The sequence below is a fragment of the Viridibacillus arenosi genome, assembly GCF_001955655.1.
In the GTDB taxonomy this organism is placed as follows: Bacteria; Bacillota; Bacilli; order Bacillales_A; family Planococcaceae; genus Viridibacillus; species Viridibacillus arenosi.
Map to the genome: position 1 here is coordinate 139,524 of NZ_MSPW01000010.1, position 22,454 is coordinate 161,977.

At 34.8% G+C, this 22,454-nt stretch carries 19 protein-coding genes and 2 tRNA genes; 3 read left to right on the plus strand and 18 right to left on the minus strand.

The genetic code is table 11. The features are described from left to right. Positions 1-92: 92 nt before the first annotated feature. A complete protein-coding gene (locus tag BK137_RS16850) occupies positions 93-1,748 on the plus strand; it encodes a PucR family transcriptional regulator (RefSeq protein ID WP_038189599.1) in 1,656 nt (551 codons plus the stop codon). Between the two features lie 29 nt (positions 1,749-1,777). Here the strand turns inward: BK137_RS16850 and BK137_RS16855 are convergent, their stop codons facing one another. The 11 genes from BK137_RS16855 to BK137_RS16905 all read right to left on the minus strand — a co-directional run bounded on the left by BK137_RS16855 (position 1,778) and on the right by BK137_RS16905 (position 13,744). Further along, complete coding sequence (locus BK137_RS16855) at positions 1,778-2,602, minus strand: ABC transporter permease (protein WP_038189611.1); 825 nt, start codon at positions 2,600-2,602, stop codon at positions 1,778-1,780. A gap of 10 nt (positions 2,603-2,612) precedes the next feature. Then, positions 2,613-3,554 (minus strand): ABC transporter permease, encoded by a 942-nt coding sequence (locus BK137_RS16860; protein WP_038189613.1) that lies wholly within the window; start codon positions 3,552-3,554, stop codon positions 2,613-2,615. 15 nt (positions 3,555-3,569) lie between these two features. Continuing rightward, a complete protein-coding gene (locus BK137_RS16865; protein WP_038189616.1) occupies positions 3,570-5,108 on the minus strand; it encodes an ABC transporter substrate-binding protein in 1,539 nt (512 codons plus the stop codon). A gap of 33 nt (positions 5,109-5,141) precedes the next feature. Continuing rightward, the gene (locus BK137_RS16870) at positions 5,142-6,131 is read right to left on the minus strand and encodes a P1 family peptidase (protein WP_038189618.1); all 990 of its coding nucleotides are present in this window, start codon (positions 6,129-6,131) and stop codon (positions 5,142-5,144) included. A 36-nt stretch (positions 6,132-6,167) separates the two neighbouring features. Beyond that, on the minus strand, positions 6,168-7,205 hold the full coding sequence (locus BK137_RS16875; protein WP_038189620.1) for an ABC transporter ATP-binding protein: 1,038 nt from the start codon (positions 7,203-7,205) through the stop codon (positions 6,168-6,170). Then, entirely contained in the window at positions 7,202-8,233 is a 1,032-nt protein-coding gene (locus BK137_RS16880; RefSeq protein ID WP_051448824.1) for an ABC transporter ATP-binding protein, read from the minus strand. The genes BK137_RS16875 and BK137_RS16880 overlap by 4 nt, the downstream gene beginning before the upstream one ends. 21 nt (positions 8,234-8,254) lie before the next feature. Further along, complete coding sequence (locus BK137_RS16885; RefSeq protein WP_038189622.1) at positions 8,255-9,700, minus strand: aldehyde dehydrogenase family protein; 1,446 nt, start codon at positions 9,698-9,700, stop codon at positions 8,255-8,257. Positions 9,701-9,721: 21 nt separating this feature from the next. Next, positions 9,722-10,468: an SDR family NAD(P)-dependent oxidoreductase gene (locus BK137_RS16890; protein ID WP_038189624.1), complete on the minus strand. Its 747-nt coding sequence runs from the start codon at positions 10,466-10,468 to the stop codon at positions 9,722-9,724. Continuing rightward, positions 10,459-11,565, minus strand: coding sequence for a tartrate dehydrogenase (locus tag BK137_RS16895; RefSeq protein WP_038189626.1), 1,107 nt, complete (start codon positions 11,563-11,565; stop codon positions 10,459-10,461). Before BK137_RS16895 ends, BK137_RS16890 begins: the two co-directional genes overlap by 10 nt. Beyond that, positions 11,558-12,793 carry a M20 family metallopeptidase gene (locus BK137_RS16900; RefSeq protein ID WP_038189634.1) on the minus strand — a complete coding sequence of 412 codons (1,236 nt, stop codon included), beginning with the start codon at positions 12,791-12,793 and terminating at the stop codon, positions 11,558-11,560. Before BK137_RS16900 ends, BK137_RS16895 begins: the two co-directional genes overlap by 8 nt. 300 nt (positions 12,794-13,093) lie before the next feature. Further along, entirely contained in the window at positions 13,094-13,744 is a 651-nt protein-coding gene (locus tag BK137_RS16905; protein ID WP_038189645.1) for a TetR/AcrR family transcriptional regulator, read from the minus strand. A 213-nt stretch (positions 13,745-13,957) separates the two neighbouring features. On the opposite strand from BK137_RS16905, the gene BK137_RS16910 reads away from it, so the two are divergent. Beyond that, entirely contained in the window at positions 13,958-15,193 is a 1,236-nt protein-coding gene (locus BK137_RS16910) for a YhgE/Pip domain-containing protein (protein WP_038189648.1), read from the plus strand. A gap of 185 nt (positions 15,194-15,378) precedes the next feature. Here the strand turns inward: BK137_RS16910 and BK137_RS16915 are convergent, their stop codons facing one another. From BK137_RS16915 to BK137_RS22395, 5 genes are all read right to left on the minus strand, one after another. Continuing rightward, positions 15,379-16,212 carry a CPBP family intramembrane glutamic endopeptidase gene (locus BK137_RS16915; protein WP_038189651.1) on the minus strand — a complete coding sequence of 278 codons (834 nt, stop codon included), beginning with the start codon at positions 16,210-16,212 and terminating at the stop codon, positions 15,379-15,381. 109 nt (positions 16,213-16,321) lie between these two features. Continuing rightward, entirely contained in the window at positions 16,322-17,116 is a 795-nt protein-coding gene (locus BK137_RS16920; RefSeq protein ID WP_038189654.1) for a MerR family transcriptional regulator, read from the minus strand. 299 nt (positions 17,117-17,415) lie between these two features. Next, positions 17,416-19,125 (minus strand): methyl-accepting chemotaxis protein, encoded by a 1,710-nt coding sequence (locus BK137_RS16925; RefSeq protein ID WP_038189657.1) that lies wholly within the window; start codon positions 19,123-19,125, stop codon positions 17,416-17,418. Positions 19,126-19,494: 369 nt separating this feature from the next. After that, entirely contained in the window at positions 19,495-21,597 is a 2,103-nt protein-coding gene (locus BK137_RS16930) for a DUF2339 domain-containing protein (RefSeq protein WP_038189660.1), read from the minus strand. A gap of 261 nt (positions 21,598-21,858) precedes the next feature. Beyond that, on the minus strand, positions 21,859-22,008 hold the full coding sequence (locus BK137_RS22395; protein WP_162148722.1) for a hypothetical protein: 150 nt from the start codon (positions 22,006-22,008) through the stop codon (positions 21,859-21,861). Between BK137_RS22395 and BK137_RS22835 the strand changes: the two genes are divergently transcribed. Continuing rightward, positions 21,944-22,159, plus strand: a complete 216-nt coding sequence (locus BK137_RS22835; protein WP_143691076.1) for a hypothetical protein — start codon at positions 21,944-21,946, stop codon at positions 22,157-22,159. The two genes, BK137_RS22395 and BK137_RS22835, sit on opposite strands and share 65 nt — an antisense overlap. A gap of 128 nt (positions 22,160-22,287) precedes the next feature. Here BK137_RS22835 and BK137_RS16935 read toward each other — a convergent pair. Then, positions 22,288-22,360, minus strand: a tRNA-Phe gene (locus BK137_RS16935). Positions 22,361-22,363: 3 nt separating this feature from the next. Then, positions 22,364-22,440 (minus strand) — tRNA-Met (locus BK137_RS16940). Positions 22,441-22,454: the final 14 nt, after the last annotated feature.

Consider the following 22,454-nt stretch of genomic DNA (forward strand, 5'->3'; position numbering starts at 1 on the left):
ATAATTTATTTTACAGATTATTTAGAATAGTTACACTTTACATAAAGTACACTCATGTTAGACTTTTTTTAACTTATTGGGGGGCTATTGGAATGATTGAATTTGTTTTAACTATACAAGACATATTAGAAAGAAAATCGTTCAAATCAGCAAAAGTAATAGCAGGTTCAAAAGGTTTAAGTAATCAAGTGAAATGGTCGCATATTTTAGAAATAAAGGAATTCGAAACACTGATAAATGGGGGCGAACTAATTTTAACAACTGGTGTTGGACTTCAACTCGACCTTACTACTCAAATCAGTTACTTGGAAAATTTAATAGAAAAAAATGCAGCTGGTATGTGTATTGAAATCGGTCCTTATTTTAAAGAAATTCCTATTGAGCTTATAAAATTAGCAGATGAACATGATTTCCCTCTGATTATCTTTGAAGAGGTTGTACGTTTTGTCGACATTACTCAAGATTTACATACGTTAATAATTAACCAACATCACCAATGGCTTTCCCAACTTGATACACTGTCCACAAAATTTATCGATCTCTCATTAAGCCCTAACGGAATCCTGAAAATTCTTCAAGAATTGAATCATTACTTCCGACAAGGTGTTTTGTTTATAACGGATAATTCAAAATCATATTATTACCCTTCTGAAATAAAAGAGTTAGAAACTTCTATTCGTTCTTTTATAGAAAGTTCACCATCTGATATGACAGTACAAAGAAATTTCACTCTTTCTACTCAAACCTTTGCCCTTATGCCTGTAAAAGGATTGGGACAAGTTTGGGGGCATCTTTGCTTACAAGTACAACAACCCTTATCAAATGAGTTCTTCTTTCTTATTTTAGATCGAGCAGCCCTTGCCATTGCACAAATTCTGTTACGTAATAGAACTATTCAAGAACGCAAACAAAACATGGAAGATGAACTTGTACAAAACCTTATAAAAGGCAGAGACTATGAACAGGATGACGTCCAAACTTATTTACCTGCTGCAAGTCGAAATATGTACTTTAGAATATTTGTAATGCAGTTAAATTCCGAGGAGATCAACATTGTTGAAGAAGACTGGGAAGAGTTAAAGTTGCAACGCTCAATGTTAGTTCGCTCCATTTTCAAAAGGCATGGATTTTTTCCAGCTGTTTCTTCTAAAAGGACTGAAATAGTAGTCATTGCATCGTTTATAGCAGCAGATCATTTGAAAGAGAAAACTGATAGATTTGATCAAATCATACAAAGTATCAAGGATATGAAAGATACTAGTACATTTTGCGGGAATGAATGTAAATTTGGCGTGAGTAGAGTATATAAGGATATAGCTCAAGTAAAAGAAGGTTATGTAGAGGCAAAGAAAGCCATTACATTGAAAAAATCTGACATTGTCAACACTTATTTCTATAATGATCTTGGTATCAATAGACTGCTACTATTGTTAATTGAGAGTAAACAACTTGAAAACTACGTTCACGATTATTTAGACGTTATTTTAAGCTATGATAAAAAGTATGAAAGTGATTTATTTACAACACTTTGCATTTATTTAGAATGTAATGGGGTTAAGAATGAAACAGCAGATCGTCTCTTTATCGTAAGGCAAACGTTATATAATAGATTAGAAAAACTAGAAACACTTCTTGGTTCGAATTTTATGGAGCCATCCAACCGTCTTGCACTTGAAGTTGCTATTAAAGCCTATCAGTTACTGCTTAAACAAAATAATAACGAAGGAAAACCGGTTTTTCTCGTATAGAGAAAACCGGTTTTTTTATTTTCGCTGGATTAGTTTGACCTTGGATCTAAAATATCTCGGATTGCATTACTTAACATATAAAACCCTAATACCATGAATGTAATGGCAATGCCAGGCGCATAAGTGTACCATGGTGCACTTTTCAGAAAAGCTTGAGAGTCTTTTAACATCCGGCCCCAACTAGGATCTGGCGGTTTAACCCCTAGTCCTAAATAACTTAGTGCAGCTTCAGCCAACATTGCTACTCCAAAGCTAACAGATGCCGCTACTATCAAAGGTGACGAAACATTAGGTAGTATATGACGGAACATAATTTTGAATGGTTTTACCCCGATTAACTTTGCTGATAAAACATACTCGTATTCTTTGTGTTGTACAAAACCACTACGAGCAATTCGGGCAATACTAGGAATGGCGATTAATCCAAGTGCAATCGATGTATTAACAATCCCTGAACCAAACACAGCTACTAGCATTAATGCCAGAATAATCCCTGGAAAAGCCATTAAAGCATCCATGATTCTCATGAAAACCTCATCTACCCAGCCACCAACATATCCAGCTATCCCACCAATAAGTGTTCCAAAGACAACACCAATCATTACCGTTAATGTGCCTACAAAAAAGGCTGTTTGAGTGCCTTTCATAATGCGACTGAAGATATCTCTGCCGAATTCATCGGTTCCAAACCAATTCTCACTATTTGGTCCCTTTAACTTATTAGCGACATTCATAGCAGTTACATCATGTGGCGTATAGAAAAAACTCACGATCATTAATAGAAGAAAAGATATCAAAATGAAGAGGCCAATTATTAAATTAATATTTTTAGCATTACCCATTAATGTTTTCATATGGCCCTCCTTAATTTAACCTTATTCTTGGGTCTAAGACAGAATATAAAATATCTACGAAGAAATTGATAAATACTACTACAAATGTGATGTACATTACGATACCTTGTACTAACGGAAAATCACGATATCCAATCGAAGTGATTAATAATTGGCCAATTCCTGGAAGAGCAAAAACCTGTTCTACAATAATTGTTCCTGCAACAACTTCAGCTGTTATTAATCCGAATATCGTTAATATTGGAATCATCGAATTTCTTAAAACATGTTTATACATTACAAACTTTTCTGTAATTCCCTTACTACGTATTGTTCGAACATAATCCAACCTTAGCTGTTCCAATATCGCATTCCTAACATAGCGGAATTTTACAGCGATTTGAGGAATAGCAATTGTCAGCGCAGGTAATAATATTGCACCTAACGCCCCTGCTATACTTTCTGTCCAAGGTACATACCCACTAATTGAGAAGAAACTAAAATTCATTCCTAGGTATAAGATTAATAACATTCCCAACCAGAAAGAAGGGATAGCCATCCCTACCTGAGTGATGGAAGAAAATACAACATCACTCATTTTATTTTGTCTTTTTGCAACAAAAATTCCTAAAGGGATAGCCACAATTATTACAATAAGCAGTGTAATCGCAGCTAATGAAATCGTGACCGGTAAGCGATCCATGAGCAATTCTTTTACTGGCATAGAAAATCGTATCGATTCTCCTAAATCACCTGTAACTAAACCTTTTGCCCACTCAAAGTATTGAACATAAAGCGGTTGGTCCAAGCCGAGTTCTTTTCTTAGTGTCTCTACTTGCACTTCATCTGCCTCTGTTCCTAACATTGTACGAATCGGATCACCCGGTAAAATTTGAAAAACTGCAAAAGTGATAAAAGATACCATTGCCATTGTCACAACAAATAATATAATTCTTCGGATGATATAGGCCATGTCTATTCTTCCCCTCTATTCAGTAAACTTCACTTCTGACATGTCGTGGAACCAGAATGGATAACTTTTTAGTCCTTCAATTTTTTTATTTGCAGCCCATAGCACTTGATAGTCAGCAATATATACTGCAGTAGATTGTTCACTTAAAATTTCTTGAGCACGTTTATACATCTCAATTTGTTTTTTCTGATCCGTTTCTTTTAATACATCTGCCATGACTTTATCAAACTCTTTATTGTTGAATCGGAAGAAGTTTTCTTTGTCATTTGTAGAAATATAATCATTTAAGATTTCATATGCTGACGGTTTACCCGTTAAATCAATTGTTGTCATTTCATAATCTCTTCCAAAATACACACGCTCTAGCCAAATTCCCCACTCTACGACTTCAATCTCAACATCGATGCCAATTTCTTTTAAGTTTTCAGCAGCAATTTGAGCGATATTTGAGTACATGTCATTATGTGAAGATACTGTGATTTTTGTTTTAAAACCTTTTGGATAACCTGCTTCAGACAATAACTTTTTAGCTTTGTTAATGTCACGTGCATAGACATCTTGTAATCCGTCAAGATAGTAATCTCCCATTGCTGGACTCATATTAGAACCAAGACGAGTAGCGTATCCAGAATAGACAGAATCAATAACATCCTGTTTGTTAATAGCGATATTGATAGCTTGACGAACTTTTACATCATTAAATGGCTTTTTTTCTTCATTAAACGTAATGACTAAGGCTGAGTTGTTATTTTGGTGACTGATGTTAAAATCATTTTCAACCTCAGATAATCGGTGTCCACGAACTCCTGTTAAATCTACTTCTTTAGCTATCAAACTCATTACTGCAGAGTTATCATCTGATTGGAATGCGAATGTTACCTTATCTAGATAAGGTATGTTCTCTTGCCAGTAATCCGAATTTTTTTCTAAAACTAAATTCGATCCCGGTGTATACTTAACAAATTTGAATGGGCCAGTTCCAATTGGATTTTCATTTTGTTTGCCATCATTATCTTTAGGTACGATTGCAGATTGTAAAGCCGTTAGAGAATAAAGGAAATTAGAATTTGGCTCTTTAAGCTTAATAACAACTGTAGACTCATCAGGAGCATTTACAGATTCTACATTGCCAAAGTTACCTGAAAGAGGCTTGCCATTTTTTGTCCCCATTAGGTGCTCAAATGTATAGAGGATATCATCTACTTTTAAGACGCTACCGTTATGGAATTTTACATTTTGTCGGATTTTGAATGTATAAGTCAAACCATCTTTTGATAATTCATAGCTTTCAGCAATTGCTGGTTTTAATGACCCGTCCGTTTCTGGAGCAAATAACCCTTCGAACATATTTAGAATCATTTGAAATGAAATGGAAGCTGTAGCTAAATGCGGGTCAAGAAAGTCAGGATCATCATTTACCCTTACTTTGATTTCTTGTGTTTTCCCGTTACCTGAACTACCCTCTCCGCTTTCTTTTCCTCCCGAACAAGCACTGATTAAAAACATACAGACAACAATCATTGCGACAATCATTAGCCTCTTTGTACTCTTCATGTTCAAATAGCCCCCTCTTTGAATAAAGATATTTTATGTCGGCATTTCCAAATTCTTTTTGCTGTTGTAGCTTTGATAGCTTGGTACACCTTTAACCTCATTTGCAGCTTTAATAGCAACGATTATAGCTTCTTCCATTGCTTTTGCTGCCATATTACCTACGAAATCTACTGGATAAGACTCTCCTCCAGTAGCTAGCACGAAAACCGTATCCCCATCCAACATAGTATGTACTGGGAAAATGGTTCTAGCTAAGGCATTTTGAGTAATTTGAGCAACCTTTTTTGCTTCTGCTTTTGTTAATTTTGCATTGACTGCTACTAATCCAATTGTTGTATTAGATCCGGGTAGGGCATTACCTGATAAATTTTCTTCTATAAACTTAAGGCTATCAATAATAAGCCCTGTATTAGCATCGATTGGACCTGCTAGTATTTCTCTCGTCAGTGGATCCCTGACATCTCCAACCGCATTAACAGCAACTAGTGCACCTACAACGAAACCATTTTCTAATTCTATTGAAGTACTACCTAGACCACCTTTCATGCAATGTTCCGGTCCTGTAATCTTCCCCACTGTAGCACCACAACCAGCTCCTACATTTCCAAAAGAGAAAATTCCCTTCTTGGCTTGCGTGGCCGCCTCGTAGCCCATTTTTTTATCGGGGCGAATATTTGGGCTACCAATTTGTAGATCAAAAAGCACTGCACCCGGAACAATTGGTACTTTTGCGACACCGACATCAAGTCCAACGCCTTGTTCTTCAAGATATTGCATAACACCTGAAGCTGCATCTAAACCGTATGCACTTCCACCCGATAAGCAAATACCATGAACTTCTTCAATTCTATTAATTGGATCAAGTAAATCTGTTTCTCGAGTACCTGGGGCTGATCCTCTTACGTCTACCCCACAAACAGCCCCACCTTCTGCAAGGATAATCGTGCACCCTGTTAATGCTTCTATATTTTCTACGTTACCAACCTTAATACCTGGTACATCTGTTATATTGCCAAAGCTCATGAACACGCCTCCTTGAACTGTTTTCGAAATATTCAATCAATTTAGTTTGGTTAATTCGAGAACTTTACTTTCTGCATTCGAAAACTTTTTATTATCTTCTTGTGAATATAGATGGCAGGCAACTTGCTGTCCGATTTCTATATGAATAAGTTCAGGACGTTCAACTTTACAACGATCAAACGCCTTCGGACATCTCGTATGAAACGCACAGCCCGTTGGAGGGTCAGATGGACTTGGAGGTTCTCCGCTTAGCTCAATTTTCTCCCTTTTCTTTTCGAAATTCACTACAGGAATTGCAGATAATAATGCCTGAGTATATGGATGTAGCGGATTATTATAAATATCATGCTTAGGTCCGATTTCAACAATTCTTCCTAAATACATAACACCTACACGATCGCTAATGTGTTTCACAACACTTAAGTCATGAGAAATAAATAAATAAGTCAAATTGAATTCTTCTTGTAGATCCAACATTAAGTTCAACACTTGCGATTGCACAGATACATCGAGTGCTGATACAGGCTCATCGGCAATAATAAATTTCGGATTCATCGACAATGCTCTAGCAATACCAATGCGCTGTCTTTGTCCTCCAGAAAATTCATGAGGAAATTTTGCGAGCGCTTCTTTTGGTAAGCCTACTTTTTCAATTAAACTCTCTACTTTTTTAGTTCTTTCAGCTTTTGATAAGATCTTCTGAACAGCTATAGGCTCTCCTACAAGTTGTTCCACACGCATTCTTGGATTCAAAGAAGCGAACGGGTCTTGAAAAACCATTTGCATATGTTGACGATGGTTTTGTAGTTGACGATTCCCTAAATGTTCTAGATGATTTCCTTCAAAAATGATTTCACCATCAGTAGGTTCAGTTAAACGTAGGATGGTTCTTCCTAAAGTGGATTTACCAGAACCTGACTCTCCTACAATCCCTAAAGTTTCACCTTTGAATACATCAAAACTAATATCATCGACTGCTTTTACAAGTCCTGCTTTCCCTTTAAAAAGAGTACCTTTAATCGGAAAATAGGTTTTTAAATGCTTTATCTCAAGTATTTTTTCTCTCTCGCTCATTCTACAGCTCCCCCTTCACTAGCATAGAGGTGGCATCTAACTTTATGGTTATTTTCGATTTCTAAAAGTCGAGGTATTTCTTCTAGGCATTTTGCCATTGCATGCGTGCATCGTGCTGCAAAACGACATCCTTTTGGAAATAAATGTGCAGGCGGTACATTCCCAGGTATTGATTCTAACCTTTTTAAGTCCACATCAATATTTGGAATTGTCCTTAATAATGCTGTTGTATAGGGATGCTTCGTTTTCAAGAAGAGATCTCTAACAGGTGCCTCTTCAACAATTTGCCCTCCATACATGACAAGCACCCTGTCTGCAGTTTCGGCTACAACACCCATATCGTGCGTGATGAGTAATATAGAAGATCCAAATTGTTCTTTCATATCAATCATTAAATTAAGAATTTGAGCTTGAACCGTTACATCTAGTGCAGTTGTCGGTTCATCTGCAATGAGTAGTTTCGGGTTATTGGACATTGCAATGGCAATCATAACCCGTTGTCTCATTCCACCTGATAATTGATGTGGATATTCTTTAATAATTTTTTCTGCTCTAGCAAATCCAACGATTTTCAATAAATCGACAGCTTTTTCGTAAGCTTCTTTTTTCTTTAATTTTTGATGTTTCATTAACGATTCGACGATTTGATTTCCAATCGTAAAAACTGGATCTAAAGAGGTCATTGGTTCTTGGAAAATCATACCTATCTCATTTCCTCGAACTTTCGTCATGTCATCTTCTGACAGCGAAAGTAAATCTCTTCCTTCAAGGGATATAGAACCTTCTACAATCTCACCTGGTGGACTAGGAATAAGTCTCATTATGGACAATGACGTGATACTCTTGCCGCTGCCAGACTCTCCAACTAACGCTACGGTTTCACCTTTTTTTATGGCAAAACTTACATCATCTACTGCTTTAGCTATTTTACCTTTTCCTATATGGAAATAAGTTTTTAACCCTTTGACTTCTAATAGTTGATCATTTGTACTTTTTGAAGGTTCAATGTGTAGTTGTGGACTTTCCATAAGTTCACCTCAATTTCAAGTTCAAATCGAAAACTTCACTGCTATGTTTTTCACTTGGGTGTAGTTTCTTAATGCGATGAAACCTTTCTCTCTTCCAATCCCACTTTTTTTATACCCACCAAAAGGCATCTGTACTCCTCCTGCAGCACCATAATTATTGATAAATACTTGGCCAGATTTCACCTTGGATGCAACATAATGAGCGACGTCTATATTTCGAGTCCAAATACCAGCGACCAGTCCATAATCCGTGCTATTCGCCAATGCTATTGCTTCTTCAATTGTTTCAAAAGTGAAAACTGTTAATACCGGTCCAAAAATCTCTTCCTTTGCTAGTGGATGATTATTGTCCAGCCCGTCTATAATAGTTGGTTGAATATAATAGCCACCTTCAGAACCACTAATAGTAACTGATTCTCCACCAGCGATTATATTCCCTGCTGGCTTTGCATCCTGTATCTTGTTAATAATTTGATCGAATTGCTTTTTATTTAAAATTGGTCCAATTTCTCTGTCATCAATACCTGGACCAATCGTCAATTCATTAAACTTAGCTGTTAATTTCCGTAAAAAATGGTCTTTATATTTTTCTTCAATAAGTAATCGAGACCCCGCAGAACATGTTTGCCCAGCATTTTGAATAATGGCTCTAACTATTCCTTCAAGAGCTAACTCTTCATTTGCATCAGCAAATACGATGTTTGGAGATTTACCACCAAGCTCAAGCGTCACGGGTACGACGTTTTCTGCAGCGGCTTTCATTACAGAAATACCTGTGTTAACGGAGCCCGTAAAGGTAATATGGTGAATTCCTGGATGTCCCGCTAACGGCCCACCGACATCAGCACCTAGACCTGTAACATGTTGAAATATTCCTTTAGGTAATTCACTTTCTGCAAACCATTCTGCAATTGCATGTGTAGTAAGAGGCGTATCTTCTGCACTTTTTACAATAACAGCATTCCCTGTAGCAATTGCTGCAGCAACACTTCTCGCAGTGATTTGAAGAGGATAATTCCAAGGGACAATATGTGCTGTAACGCCAACTGGCTCTAAGACAGTCGCATTTAATATCCCCTCTTCAATCGGTATCGTATCTCCCATTACTTTATCTGCTGCTCCACCGTAAAATTCAAAGTATCTAGCGGCCGCTTCTACATCAGCTTTGGCTTGTGAAATTGGTTTCCCTACATCTTCACACTCCCACTTACTCCATTGCTCAGCATTATTTCTAATATGCGCTGCAAGCCTAACTAACAGTTGCCCTCGTTCATAAGGCTTTACCTTTTTCCATTCATCGCTTTCAAACGCCACTTGGGCTGCGTGCACTGCTTCATCCACATGTTCTTTTTTACCTTTAACTATCTCAGCAATCAGTTCTCCATTTGATGGATTGAAGACTGGTAACCACTCATTAGAGTCGTCACCAACCCATTTTCCATTGATTAGCATTGAAATCCGTTTCATCTTCTTCACAACCTCTCTTCATTACAGGCCTCTTCCGCCATCCACATTCAATGTTGCCCCTGTTACAATTTTCGCTCGATCGGATAATAAGTAAGTAACTGCATTCGCGATATCTTCAGGCTCGATTAATTCACCAAGAGGAACACTTTTTCTAAATACTTCCTCTTTGACGGTGCTGATATCAGCATCTTTGGCAGCAAATTGACCTAGCATTTTGGTATCCGCTGGCCCTGGATTAATGGTATTTACTCTAATGGAATAAGGCGCCAATTCGATAGCCATTGCTCTTGAAAAACTTTCTGCTGCGCCTTTTGAAGCAATATATGACTGTAAACCTGGTCGTGGTCTTACAGCTGAAATCGATGCAATTATGACAATTGATCCTTGGCGATTCGGTTTCATATATTTGACTGCTTCCTTACATGAAATGAAAAGACTAGTCGCATTAATATCCATGAGTTTATGCCATTGACTCAATGTCACATCTTCAATAGGCGTTGCTGCTTGAGCAATACCAATCGCATTTACCAAGCCATCAATTTTTCCGAAGTCCTTGTGAACTTGAAAGAAAATTTCAGCAATCTGTTCTTCATCTAAGACACTCGCTGCATGTGTGTGAAGATTAGGATGTTGAATTGATTGTAATGATTCAGTTGATAAATCAACCCCAATAACATACGCTCCTAGTTCGAGCAGTTGAGAAACAATTGCTTTCCCCATTCCTCCACCAGCACCTGTCACAACTATAACTTTATTGTTTAAGTCCATATTTTCGACTCCTCATTCTCTTTAAGAGCATACTGTTCTATTATTTTCGCTGAGATGGCTGAACCCATTTGTGCCGTTGTAGCATTCCCACCAATATCTGCTGTTTTTATCTTCCCTTCAAGGAGTACCAGTTCAATCGCATTTATTATTTTTGTTGAAAGATCTTCTCTCCCTAGATGGTCAAGCATTAAAGCTGCTGACCAAATCTGCGCTATTGGATTAGCGATTCCCTTCCCTGCAATATCCGGTGCAGAGCCGTGAACAGGTTCAAACATAGAAGGAAACTGTTTTTCTGGATTAATGTTTGCTGAAGGAGAAAGGCCTAACCCCCCGACAATTCCTGAACCAAGATCTGATAAAATATCACCAAATAAATTGGAAGCGACTACAACTTCGAATGATTGTGGTCGTTGTACGAAATATGCAACTAGAGCATCAATATAAATCGATTCTAATATAAGGTTTTGATACTCGTTTTTTACTATTCTCTTAACATGTTCATCCCAAAGTTTCATAGAATGGATGATTGCGTTAGACTTCGTAGCACTCGTAACTTTCTTTTTACCATTTTTCTCTGCATATTCACATGCAGCTTTAACGATTCTTTCAATACCCGCTGTAGTCATAATAGTATTTTGAATGGCCATCTCTGATTGTTGAGACTCAAACATACGACCGCCACTATTTGAATATTCACCTTCTGCATTTTCACGGAAAATGACAAAATCGATATCATCCCCATTGCTAAGTGGTGATGTTATGCCAGGTAATGATTTCACAGGTCTAAAGTTTACATATTGCTGGAATTGCTTACGAATTGGCATTATTAATTCCCATATTGTTATGTCATCTGGTACTCTAGCATCACCAATAGCACCAAATAAAATAGCGTTATAGCTTTGTAGTGTTACAAGCCCATCCTCCGGCATCATTCTTCCATGTTCCAAATAATAATCCGAACTCCACTCGAAATTTTCCTTATGCAACACAAAATTCTGTTCATGTTCTTCGAGGACAGACAACACCTTTAATGCTTCCTCCATTACTTCAACACCAATTCCATCTCCAGGAATTACCGCAATTTTAAATTCAGTCATTTACATTACACCCATCCTTTAAAAAGCGTAATGCTGCATCTCTAAAAATAGCCGTTGTAACCGCTAATTCCTCAATATCTACATACTCATTGATTTGGTGTGGAATTTCTCTATCTCCTGCCCCAATTGTGACAATCGGTACACCATGCATGTGTAAAAACGTACCATCTGTCGCTCCAGGCACCCCATTATAAATTGGTTCTTCTCCTGTCACTTCTTTGACAGCATCATAAACCGCTTGAACAACTGGATGATTTGTGTCAGTAAATGTAGATGGTCGGTTATCTAAAATCGTCAATTCTACATTAAAATCAGAGTCATCATTTTTTAATCTTGCGATGATTGCATTGATTTTATTTAATAATTCATCATGATCCTGTTTTGGAACGGTACGAATATCGAGTGTCATCATACAATGATCAGGAATAACATTAATCTGAGCATCCCCTTTTACAGGTGCTTGCAAAATTGTTGGCGTAATAGATGGCCATTTTAAGTAAGGGTCCTCCCCTAACCTTTCCTGCTCTTCCTTCTCAAGCTTTTCAAGTTCTACTATTAATCTCGCCATTCGCCAATTTGGATTAATTCCACTCCATGATATTGCTCCGTGTGCCATCTTGCCGTATACGTCTACTCTAATACGCATTGCCCCTCGTTGAGCGATACAGACATTATTTTCTTCAGGTTCACAAATAATAGCCCCGTCTACACCATCTGCCCAACCTTGTTTGATGAAGTGTTTAATGCCAAGCATCATCCCTTCTTCATCAACAGGTATGCACAAAATGATCTTTCCACAAAACTCTTCTTTATCTTTTAGAATCGATTGAACAGCGGTAATCATACACGCCAAGTTACCTTTTGTATCATTCGTTCCTCTTCCGTACATCCGTCCATCAACAATTTCAGCACTGAAAGGACCGTACGTCCAAGCATCAACATTTCCTTCTGTTACAACATCCGTATGCCCTTCAAAAAGAAGTGTTTTACCCGGTTTACCTGAATCGATGATGCCAATAACATTTGGTCTACCAGGTACTACTTCTTCAATATGTGTTTGAATACCAATATTCTTTAAATATTCGGCAACATATAACGCCACTTTTGTTTCATTTGCATCTGCAATACCTTCTCTATATACACTTGGAATTTGTACTAGCTCCCGCGTTAATTGAATAACAGCTTCTCGGTCTCGTAAATACGTCTCATTTTCTACTTTTAAATTCATGTAATCTCCCCTTCTTAATTGTTTTCAAATGTTCATAAGGAAAGCGAATACAAACTAAATAATAGTTATGAATATTCTGATATTAATTATATTTTGAAAACGTTTTCTATTAATTGGACAATATGTGTGTACTTCTTATACAAGAATAGACAAGATGTCTTATCTTTACTTTTCTATAATCAGGAAATTCAATTATAAAGGGATTTAAGTGGTTTTTTGAGGGAAGAAACATTCTGAACATAAAAAAAGAAACCTTCAAAATGAAGGAATCCAATGTAGGTTTGAAGTATAAGTGATTGCTTAATCGTTCTTAATATAGCTAAGGAAAATATTTTTTAGAATAAGTAATTGCGTCTCAGATGGTACATTTGATTCGAGCATAAGTATGCTTCTATGAAGTGATAATTTCTTCGCGAAAATACCGAACACATTTGACAATGTTGATAGCGTATCCGTAATCGGTATATCTGTTCGAATAGAGCCATCTGTTTTACCAGTTTCGATTATTTTATAATAGATATCTACAAGTTGCTTGGAAGCAGCATTATAGACCTCCATTCCTTCAAAAGGTTCAGTTGATTGGGCTACGTATGTTTCAAAACTTTCTATAAATTTAATCCGACTTTCCTTCTGTTCGTTAAAAGCTATAAATGTATCAAATAAATGCTCTATCTTTTCGTAACAAGTACCAGGTTTATCTAAAACTTCTTGAAAAACAACTAAATTAGATTCAAGTGATTTTGCGGCTACTGCAACAATAATCCTATCTTTTTTGGGAAAATATCGAAACAAAGTAGCTATGCCAATACTTGCTTCATCTGCGATGTCTTGCATTGTAGTCTTTTCAAGACCCTTTCTTGCAAATACTCGATCAGCTGCTTCTACCATTTCAATAATTCGTTTTTGTTTCCCTTCTAATCGTTCTTTTTCTAATCGAGATTTAGGATCCATAGTAGTACATTCTCCTTTTTACCGTTCTTCTAGACGCTAGTGATTCTATCAAATAGGATGATGAAAGTCAAAATCGTCATTCTATACTTTTTCATTGTAATATTATAGCTATTCATGATATTGTATTTATCACATTGATAGCAATACTATCATTATGATATTAATAGTATCAATAACAAAATTATTTTAACATGAAATCGAGGAGTATTATGTATGAAAAGATTTTTAAAGACTAAAAGTATGTGGACGCCTGTCTGGATGGTATCTGCACTGATGATTATTATGGCAGTCATCTACATTCCAATTTTCTCTAAAGCAACACCAAATGTTCAAAATTTCCCTATCGTTATTATTAATGAAGACGAAGGTGGAAAAGTGGACGGGCTGAAAATTGATATGGGCAAACTAATCAGTACAAATATTGCTAGTTCCAAGGACAGTACTGCTATTAAATGGAAGACTGCATCGAATAAAGAAGCAGGCTTAGCTATTCTTGAAGACAATAAAGCATACGCTGCATTAATCATTCCAAAGAATTACACAAAATCAATGCTTCAGTTACAAGGTCAATTATTACAAAATAAAAAGCATACAAAACAAGCAGAACTTGAATTAATTGTAAACAAAGCTGGAGGACAATTTGCTTCTGGGATAGCACAATCTTCTTTACAAGCAGTCGCAACAAGTATTTCCAAAAGTGTAACCGAGCAAATTTCAGGATCATTGAATAGCTCAAAATCTACCCTTTCACCAGAAAATGCACTCGTTTTAGCAAATCCTATTCAAATTAATGAAAAAAATATTTCTGTCGTCAAAAATGATAATGGGATGACACCTTTTATATTGGCATTATTATGCATGATTACAGGTATGATGGGGTCTCAAATGGTAAATGGTTATGTAGATTCAATGTATACAGCCTTAAAAACACATGGCATGAAAATAAAAAAACATGCAGTCTTAAATGCAGAAATAATATTTGGTATTTGTATGACTGCACTCATGTCAATTTTATTAGTAGTTTGTACTTTTGCAGTTTATAATGTTGGGCATACAGCAAATTTATTGTCGATATTAGGATTTCTTATTTTCGGTTCTATGACGATGTTCATGTTCTTCCAAGTATTCAATCTATACTTCGGTAGATGGAGTTTATTGATCGCCTTCCCTATTAATATGATGGGAATATTTGCAAGTGGCGGACCAATTCCAATCAATATTTTACCGTCTGTTCACCAATTCTTTAGTAACATTTTACCAACGCATTATTTAGTAGACGGTATGCGTTCACTGATTTATTACGATGGTAGAATGGCATCAGGTATGTCTTCTGCGCTAATCACCTTATCAATCTTTTTTGTTGTTAGTGTTGTACTTTGCTATATCATTAGTCAAGTAAAATTCAATAAAGATAATCGTAATCAATCCGAAGTAACAACAGCAGAGTAATTTATGTTTAAAAACTCCTTGAGAAACCTCTAAGCAAATAAAAGAGCATGTTATGAACGTCAAATGTTCAAAACATGCTCTTATTTAATGTAATAGATACATTTCTATATAATAAAGTTTGAAATTTCATTAAACCTTAATCAACAATGCTCTCGTTATTAAGTGTATAGCTGGACAAACTATCACTAAATCATGAAATGCTTTCGATTAATAACGTTTGTATATTCCCTTCCATACAATACTTTCTTTGGATTAATAACGATGATTAAAAGTGCTACTACTAAATAAAAAATTGCGTTATACATGATTAAATCGAATAAGTTTCCGTTTATAATGCCAATAAAAAAATTAAAAAATTGGTGGATGATGATTGGGATGATTAAATTCTGATTTAAGTTATAAAATGCTGTCATGACGATCTTAATGGATATGATTGAAATCATAAAGAATAAAATATATTTGATTAAATCAATGCCCACAAACCCTGTAGTAAACCATATGGGTAGATGCCACATACCCCACCAAAACCCTATGATTATCGATGCTTTTAATGGTGAATGCATCTTTTGGAGCTCAATTTGAGCGAAGCCTCTCCACCCTATTTCTTCACCTAGTGGCCCTGCAATAAGGTTTTTAAAAAAGAAATAGATCAACATGCCCCAAGAAGAAATAGTAAAAATAGAGTCTACCTCACTATTATTAGATACGAGAAACAAAATCATCAAAAATATGAAGATTTGAATCAAAATCACAGTAAGAATCACAGAAAATTTAAGTTTATTCTTAAATTTATCTTTTACAAATTGTATAAAACTTTGCCGAGGATAGATTTTTTTAAATAGGATGGCAAAAGCAAATGTCGAGGACCAAGATGATATACAGAACATTACATCAAAGACCCATGCAGGGTATCCTAACATGCTTATGGCTCCTACAAGAAAAAAAAGTGGCAAAAAAATGATATTGGTTAGTAGAATAAAACTTGCTACTGGTTTTTTTAGTTTCTTTTCCCTTTTCATACATAATCCCCGCTTCAAACTAAGTATTTCGTAAATATAATAGCGCTCATATTTACCGATACCTTCAGCTTAAACCTGGGGGTTACTCACAGGTCAATACATACCCGAATTATTTTATAGGTGCATAAATTTCTAAAAATGTACGTTCAAGTTCATCTTCATAAGTGGTAAGTAATAGATTTATATAAACTATCCCTAAAAGTTCGCACCCTTTTTCTATTGCTACTTTTCTTAAATTTGCTTCAACGCTATGATCAATACTTTTTCCACCAGTTGACCATCTTCCATCTTCAATAACTGTATAAATACATTTTGGATGAGATAGAATTTCACCTTTTATTTCTTTATCATAGTCTTCTACTTCTCTTACAATTAAAAATCCATCTTCAATCATACCTTCATCATTGAAATTTATAACTCTTCTTAAAGAGGTTAGAGTAACTGCTTTTTTTAAGCTGTCTGTGTTCTTTTTTAGAGTTTCATATTCATCATACGCAGTAAAATGTTTTATTTCTCCTTTTATTTCTAAAGGCTTCATTTCTTGTACTGTATATTCCCCTAAAAACTGTTTAATTTTTTCGCAATCTTCCTTTACTATCTGAATCTTTTTTAAAAGAAGCTTTTTGTATTCTATTTCCTCTAAAACATCTTGTTCTTTCTCTTCTAATAATGATTTTATTCCCTCTATACTCTTACTTTTTCTTAATTCCTGGATTTTTTTAATTTCAATATCAATTTCTCTATAGAAATTTACTGTTGTTATATCATATATATCAAAATGATTATATTTTCTATACCCATTCACAATATTTTGCTTAGGTTTTACTAATTCCTTTTCTTCATAAAATTTCAAGGTATCTCTAGATACACCTAAAAATTGAGCGACTTGTCCAATTGTGTACATTATATTCTCCTTTATCATTGCTACATATTCTATATAATATTTCATATTATCAGTACGTCGACAAATAATAATATTGGTTTTATTATAATAACAAAGTTAAGTATTAATAAGTAAATAACTTACAAAATCAGAAGACAAACAAAAATTCGTCTCTAATATAAATTTCCTTAGTACTTCTTATTAATTTTCTCACAAAACCTCTGAAGTTAAAGACTTAAATATCCAAACAACTAAGCTCATTTCTTTAATATCCATAAAAAAACCAGATTCTCGATAGAGAACCTGGTTTTTTATGCAAATTACAATTTAAATTTCTGTACTTGTAAATTAAGTTCTTCTGCAAGTTCAGCTAGATGATCTGAGCTATTCGAAATTTCTTCCATCGAACTTGTTGTTTGTTGAACAGTTGCAGTAGTTTCCTCTACTCCTGCTGCAGACTCCTGAGAGACAGCAGCAATATCATCAATTGAGTGATTAATTTGTAAAGTTGTTTGAGAAATACCACTTAAATTATTTGAAATGACATTAATATTATCAATCATATCACTAATAGCATTTGAAATATTGTTGAATGTCTCTCCTGTAGAGGCGATTTGTTCTGTTCCTTGAATCACTTCTTCATAACCACTTTGGAGTGATGTTGTTACATTTTTTGTTTCTTGTTGTATCTTTTGAACAATACCAGCTATATCAGTTACTGAGAGCGTTACTTGTTCAGCTAACTTTCGTACTTCATCAGCTACGACAGCAAAACCTTTTCCTTGTTCACCAGCACGTGCTGCTTCAATTGCTGCGTTTAAAGCAAGTAAATTTGTTTGATCTGCAATACTTGTAATTACAGATACCAATTTTGAAATTTCTAAAGATTGCACTGCTAAATTCTCTACTTTTCGCACTGATTCTTGAACGATTCCATCAATTTTACGCATTTGTTCAGTAGAATCTATCATTAGTTTACTGCCTTCATGTGTAAGACTTTGAACATTCGAAGTATGATTGTTCATTTTCTCACCTTCATAATTTGCTTCTTTTACTTTTTGAGTAAATGACTCCATCACTGTTGCTAAATCACTTGCGTTACTTGCTTGGGATTCAGTTCCTTCAGCAATTTCTTGCATAGTTAATGCTATTTGTGTACTACCCGTTTTTACTTCTAATGCAGATTGTGCAAGTTCTTCACTATTTGAAGCAACTTGATTGGACACATCTTGAATATTACTCAATATTTCATGAACATTTTTACTCATTGAATTGGTCGCTTCAATTAATTGTCCAATCTCGTCTTCAGACGTTTTTGGAAGGTCTGGCTGACTTATATCACCTTGCGAAATCTCCGTCATGCGTTTTGCCACGAGTTTGATTGGTTTTACGATTATTCGGGCAGTTATATAAGCTACAATCACTGAAATGATAGTAAGTAATATAGTTGAAATAATACTTATTAATTGATTATTTTCTCCATTCTCAATCATCTCTTTACCTATTTTCTTAATAGCCTCTTCTCGAGTGTTCGCTAACTCTTCATAACCTTCCTGTATTTCACTGGCTTGTTCATCCACCGACTTCAGGTTATCTGCAGCTAGTTGCTTATTTCCACGATCATATTCTTCAAATACATCTTCTTTTATATATGTTTGCCACACTCTTGCTTTTTCAACTATTTCATCTAATTTTATAGAAGAAGTTAATCCTGCAACAATCGCCGCATTTTCTTCAGCGATATCTGTATATTCATCAAATTTTTCCTTATATTTTTTATCACCGGAAATAATATAACCTCTAGCTGCTGCCGTCCGATTTGCAAATGATGATGCCAGCTCATCATCTGCTGCTAATATTTCTAACTCAACCTCAACAATTTCCTTCGTTGATTTAGTTGAGTTTTGCTGCATAACATAACTATAAACATTATATCCTGTCATTATAAGTACTACGATTATAAAGCCAAATGATATTTTTGCTCTTACTGTTTTGAAGTTTTTAAAGCCTAATTTTTTCCCCAACTTCATTTGCACTTCCTTTGTTTGGTTTTAGTAATTCTATAAAAGATGGATACTTTGTATATATCCATTTATTAAAAACCTCAATTTTCAGAACCATAATAAAAAGAATTTAGTGGTATTTAATCGATTATTGTTAAATAACCACTATATAGAATTATACATTATAAAACCAAAAAATATAGTATTAATTTACCATAACTTTATTCACAAAAAAATTAATGTATTCAGAAATTTACATACCATTAAACCTATCGATGTGCTTCATATATGAATACAAAGTTATAAAAACCAAAAAAACTAACTCAAGATTGCACATCATGAGTTAGTCTGTTTTTTAGTAAAAATATGTTACTTAAAGAAACATACCTACCACTATCATTCTTCTTTTTGTAATAACTTATTCGACAACCACAAGCCAAATCCACCAATACTAATAAAGAGAATTGCTCGAATGAGTAAATCCAAATATGAAAGGTCAAAGAAGATTAATTTTGCTATTCCAAAAACTAATAGACTGTATCCAGTATACCGGATGAATTTTTGCTGTCCTTTCGAACTAATCCATAGGGCAATACATGCAGTAATAAGAATAATAATCGTATGCCCTGTATATAGGAATCTTTCACCGAAATAATAAACTGTATGAATTTGTGATAGCAATGTAATAACTGCAATCATATCTACAAGAAGTCCAATAGAAATAATTGGTTCCACGGATTTTCTTAATATTTCATGCCATTTTCCAAAGTAATTTTTCCCTTTATAAATTGAATATAGTAAGTAACTAAATATAACTACATAAACTATTCTCAAGACAATATTTTTGACAACTACCTGGTCAGACAATTCATCTAAGGGGAAAACATAGATCATTGAATAGCAGAAGCTAAATAGGAATACTACTGGTAAAAACCTTCCGATAAATTTCTCCTTTATAAATAGCAATGCAATAGTTGTAACAGCTAAGACAATTAATAAGAAGTATGGTAACTCACCTTCTATATGAAAATAGCCATAATCTACCTTAGCAATATAGGAGAATACATACAAGCTAATTAAAATCGGTACAATCTCTAATATTGCAAACTCTTCCATTGCTTTTTCAAAACGCCCTAATTTACCTTTTGGACGATTTGCAAATATAAATAAGACTAGCATATATACAATAATGAGTAATTGATTGATATTTTCGAAGCGCCAAAATGGATCGACTGAACTATCTAAAAAGACAAACAAAACAGTAAGAGTGAATATGAGCGAATTTGTTATTTTCATTAAGCTGGCACGTAAACGCAAAGCTAAAAGCAAACTTACAAATGCGGTAAATGGTAATAAGAACTCTTTCAAATTAGTTGCCAATTCTAACTGAACAACGAAATTCATCGCAGCAACTAATGCCACAGTAATGAAAACATCCAAAAGTCTTCTCTGCTTTTTCAAATAAGCATAACTTCCAAGTCCGATGAAACCAATCATGTAAACTAGTAAGAAATAGCTATTATAATTAACTGCTAGTAGATTAATGAAAAATAAACTAATCATACTAATACCAAACAATAGACTCTCATATAATGTTGATATTTTTTGTTCAACTTCATAAAACCGAATCCAACTATACATGAAGATTCCTAATACAATTAAAAATGTACAACCAAATGCAATCTCTTGATAATTATTCATAAAACCAACAATTAATACTGCCATTTGAGAAAAAAGTAACCCTGTATACAGTGCAATTATTTGTTGATGCTTCCAAATAACAATTTGTAAACAAGCAAATAATAAAACAATAAAGCCTAATATAATAGTCTCACCAAATGCCATATACTCAAGTAAATATGGCAGAAGTAGCGATGTGAATGCTACAAATACAGTCAGTACTTCACTCTTTTTCATATAACTAATAACAATTCCGTATGCAATATATAACATTGCAACGAGCAGAGCAATCAGTAATGACAAAACATCATACAAAATGGCTCCAGCAGCCGTCGTCAAAATACCGATGATAAATGCACCACCATAAAGCGTAATATACAGTGCTTTTTGACGTTTCTTTTTATACTCCATAAAGTATGCTAACCCAACTAAAACAAGTGAGAATACGTAGGCTAATGCAATTTTAAAACCATTAGCTAGAATGCCATAATCACTGATTAACTTTAATCCCCATAAAACGCCAAATACTATCATAATCATAAAAACTTTTGGCAATGACCAAACTAGCATCTCTTCTATAGACATTTCTTTTTTAGGTTCTTGAAGTGGTGTTTTATTTACTTTCACTTTCTGCACAGGCTCCTGTTTAAGCGGCTCTTTCTTAATAGCAGGTTTTATTTCTGTATGTATGATTTCAGCTTTTTCTACTCTTTTGGTTCGTGGATTGATTTGATTTTGTAGCTGAGCCATATCCCTCTTTAATATGGAAACTTCCTGCTCTAACTCAATTAGTCTTTTCTCTAAATCATTTGAATGCACCCACACTCACCTCCTACTTAATATACACGTCATTATACACATTACCTTTACACAAAACAATAACTTTTGTTAAAAAAGATGTAAAATTACACTTCTTAAAAAGAGATGATATAGTTTTTATTAATAAACCTTAATAAAACCTCTTCTTAACATATGAAAAAGATTCCGACGATATATCGGAAGCTTTTCAAAATGTAATATAGTATTTTTATTCGATTAGATGCTATATCTAGTTATTCACATTAACTCTTAGATATTCTTTCAGTCAATTTCTAATGGCTTTGTAGAAGTTAAAATTATTCTTTCATCACTATCTACATGATCTTCTACATGATCCTCATATTTTGTGACCTTCCTCGTATCAGGTGCGAAAATTGCTAGAATTAGTGATAATAGTAACCCAACAATCATAAAGCTTCCGAATAATATCCAAGTTAGAAGAACATCCCTACTAATTAGTAGATGCATGCGTGGTACATTATACGACTGGCTGCTCTTCGGAGCAGATTACGACCTTGTTCAAGAGAGCGATCAATTTATTCGCATTTTCTTAGATGGATGAAGAAAGTAAATAGCAGTTATACTTCCTAAGTGTTTGTCGTACAGCTCTACATCACATTCAAAATCAGACAACAAAAAAGAGTTATCCTACAAGTCAATTAGACTATTAGGATAACTCTTAATTATGTATGGGTCAGGACGGAATCGAACCGCCGACACTTAGAGCTTCAATCTAATGCTCTACCAACTGAGCTACTGACCCGATTGGTTGCGGGGACAGGATTTGAACCTGTGACCTTCGGGTTATGAGCCCGACGAGCTACCGAACTGCTCCACCCCGCGATAATAATATTGAA

What these genes read in the sequence shown, in the direction of transcription:
- BK137_RS16850 (WP_038189599.1), top strand. Translation starts at nt 93, where the DNA reads ATGATTGAATTTGTTTTAACTATACAAGACATATTAGAAAGAAAATCG.
- BK137_RS16855 (WP_038189611.1), bottom strand. Translation starts at nt 2,602, where the DNA reads ATGAAAACATTAATGGGTAATGCTAAAAATATTAATTTAATAATTGGC.
- BK137_RS16860 (WP_038189613.1), bottom strand. Translation starts at nt 3,554, where the DNA reads ATGGCCTATATCATCCGAAGAATTATATTATTTGTTGTGACAATGGCA.
- BK137_RS16865 (WP_038189616.1), bottom strand. Translation starts at nt 5,108, where the DNA reads ATGAAGAGTACAAAGAGGCTAATGATTGTCGCAATGATTGTTGTCTGT.
- BK137_RS16870 (WP_038189618.1), bottom strand. Translation starts at nt 6,131, where the DNA reads ATGAGCTTTGGCAATATAACAGATGTACCAGGTATTAAGGTTGGTAAC.
- BK137_RS16875 (WP_038189620.1), bottom strand. Translation starts at nt 7,205, where the DNA reads ATGAGCGAGAGAGAAAAAATACTTGAGATAAAGCATTTAAAAACCTAT.
- BK137_RS16880 (WP_051448824.1), bottom strand. Translation starts at nt 8,233, where the DNA reads ATGGAAAGTCCACAACTACACATTGAACCTTCAAAAAGTACAAATGAT.
- BK137_RS16885 (WP_038189622.1), bottom strand. Translation starts at nt 9,700, where the DNA reads ATGAAACGGATTTCAATGCTAATCAATGGAAAATGGGTTGGTGACGAC.
- BK137_RS16890 (WP_038189624.1), bottom strand. Translation starts at nt 10,468, where the DNA reads ATGGACTTAAACAATAAAGTTATAGTTGTGACAGGTGCTGGTGGAGGA.
- BK137_RS16895 (WP_038189626.1), bottom strand. Translation starts at nt 11,565, where the DNA reads ATGACTGAATTTAAAATTGCGGTAATTCCTGGAGATGGAATTGGTGTT.
- BK137_RS16900 (WP_038189634.1), bottom strand. Translation starts at nt 12,793, where the DNA reads ATGAATTTAAAAGTAGAAAATGAGACGTATTTACGAGACCGAGAAGCT.
- BK137_RS16905 (WP_038189645.1), bottom strand. Translation starts at nt 13,744, where the DNA reads ATGGATCCTAAATCTCGATTAGAAAAAGAACGATTAGAAGGGAAACAA.
- BK137_RS16910 (WP_038189648.1), top strand. Translation starts at nt 13,958, where the DNA reads ATGAAAAGATTTTTAAAGACTAAAAGTATGTGGACGCCTGTCTGGATG.
- BK137_RS16915 (WP_038189651.1), bottom strand. Translation starts at nt 16,212, where the DNA reads ATGAAAAGGGAAAAGAAACTAAAAAAACCAGTAGCAAGTTTTATTCTA.
- BK137_RS16920 (WP_038189654.1), bottom strand. Translation starts at nt 17,116, where the DNA reads ATGTACACAATTGGACAAGTCGCTCAATTTTTAGGTGTATCTAGAGAT.
- BK137_RS16925 (WP_038189657.1), bottom strand. Translation starts at nt 19,125, where the DNA reads ATGAAGTTGGGGAAAAAATTAGGCTTTAAAAACTTCAAAACAGTAAGA.
- BK137_RS22395 (WP_162148722.1), bottom strand. Translation starts at nt 22,008, where the DNA reads ATGATTGTTGGGTTACTATTATCACTAATTCTAGCAATTTTCGCACCT.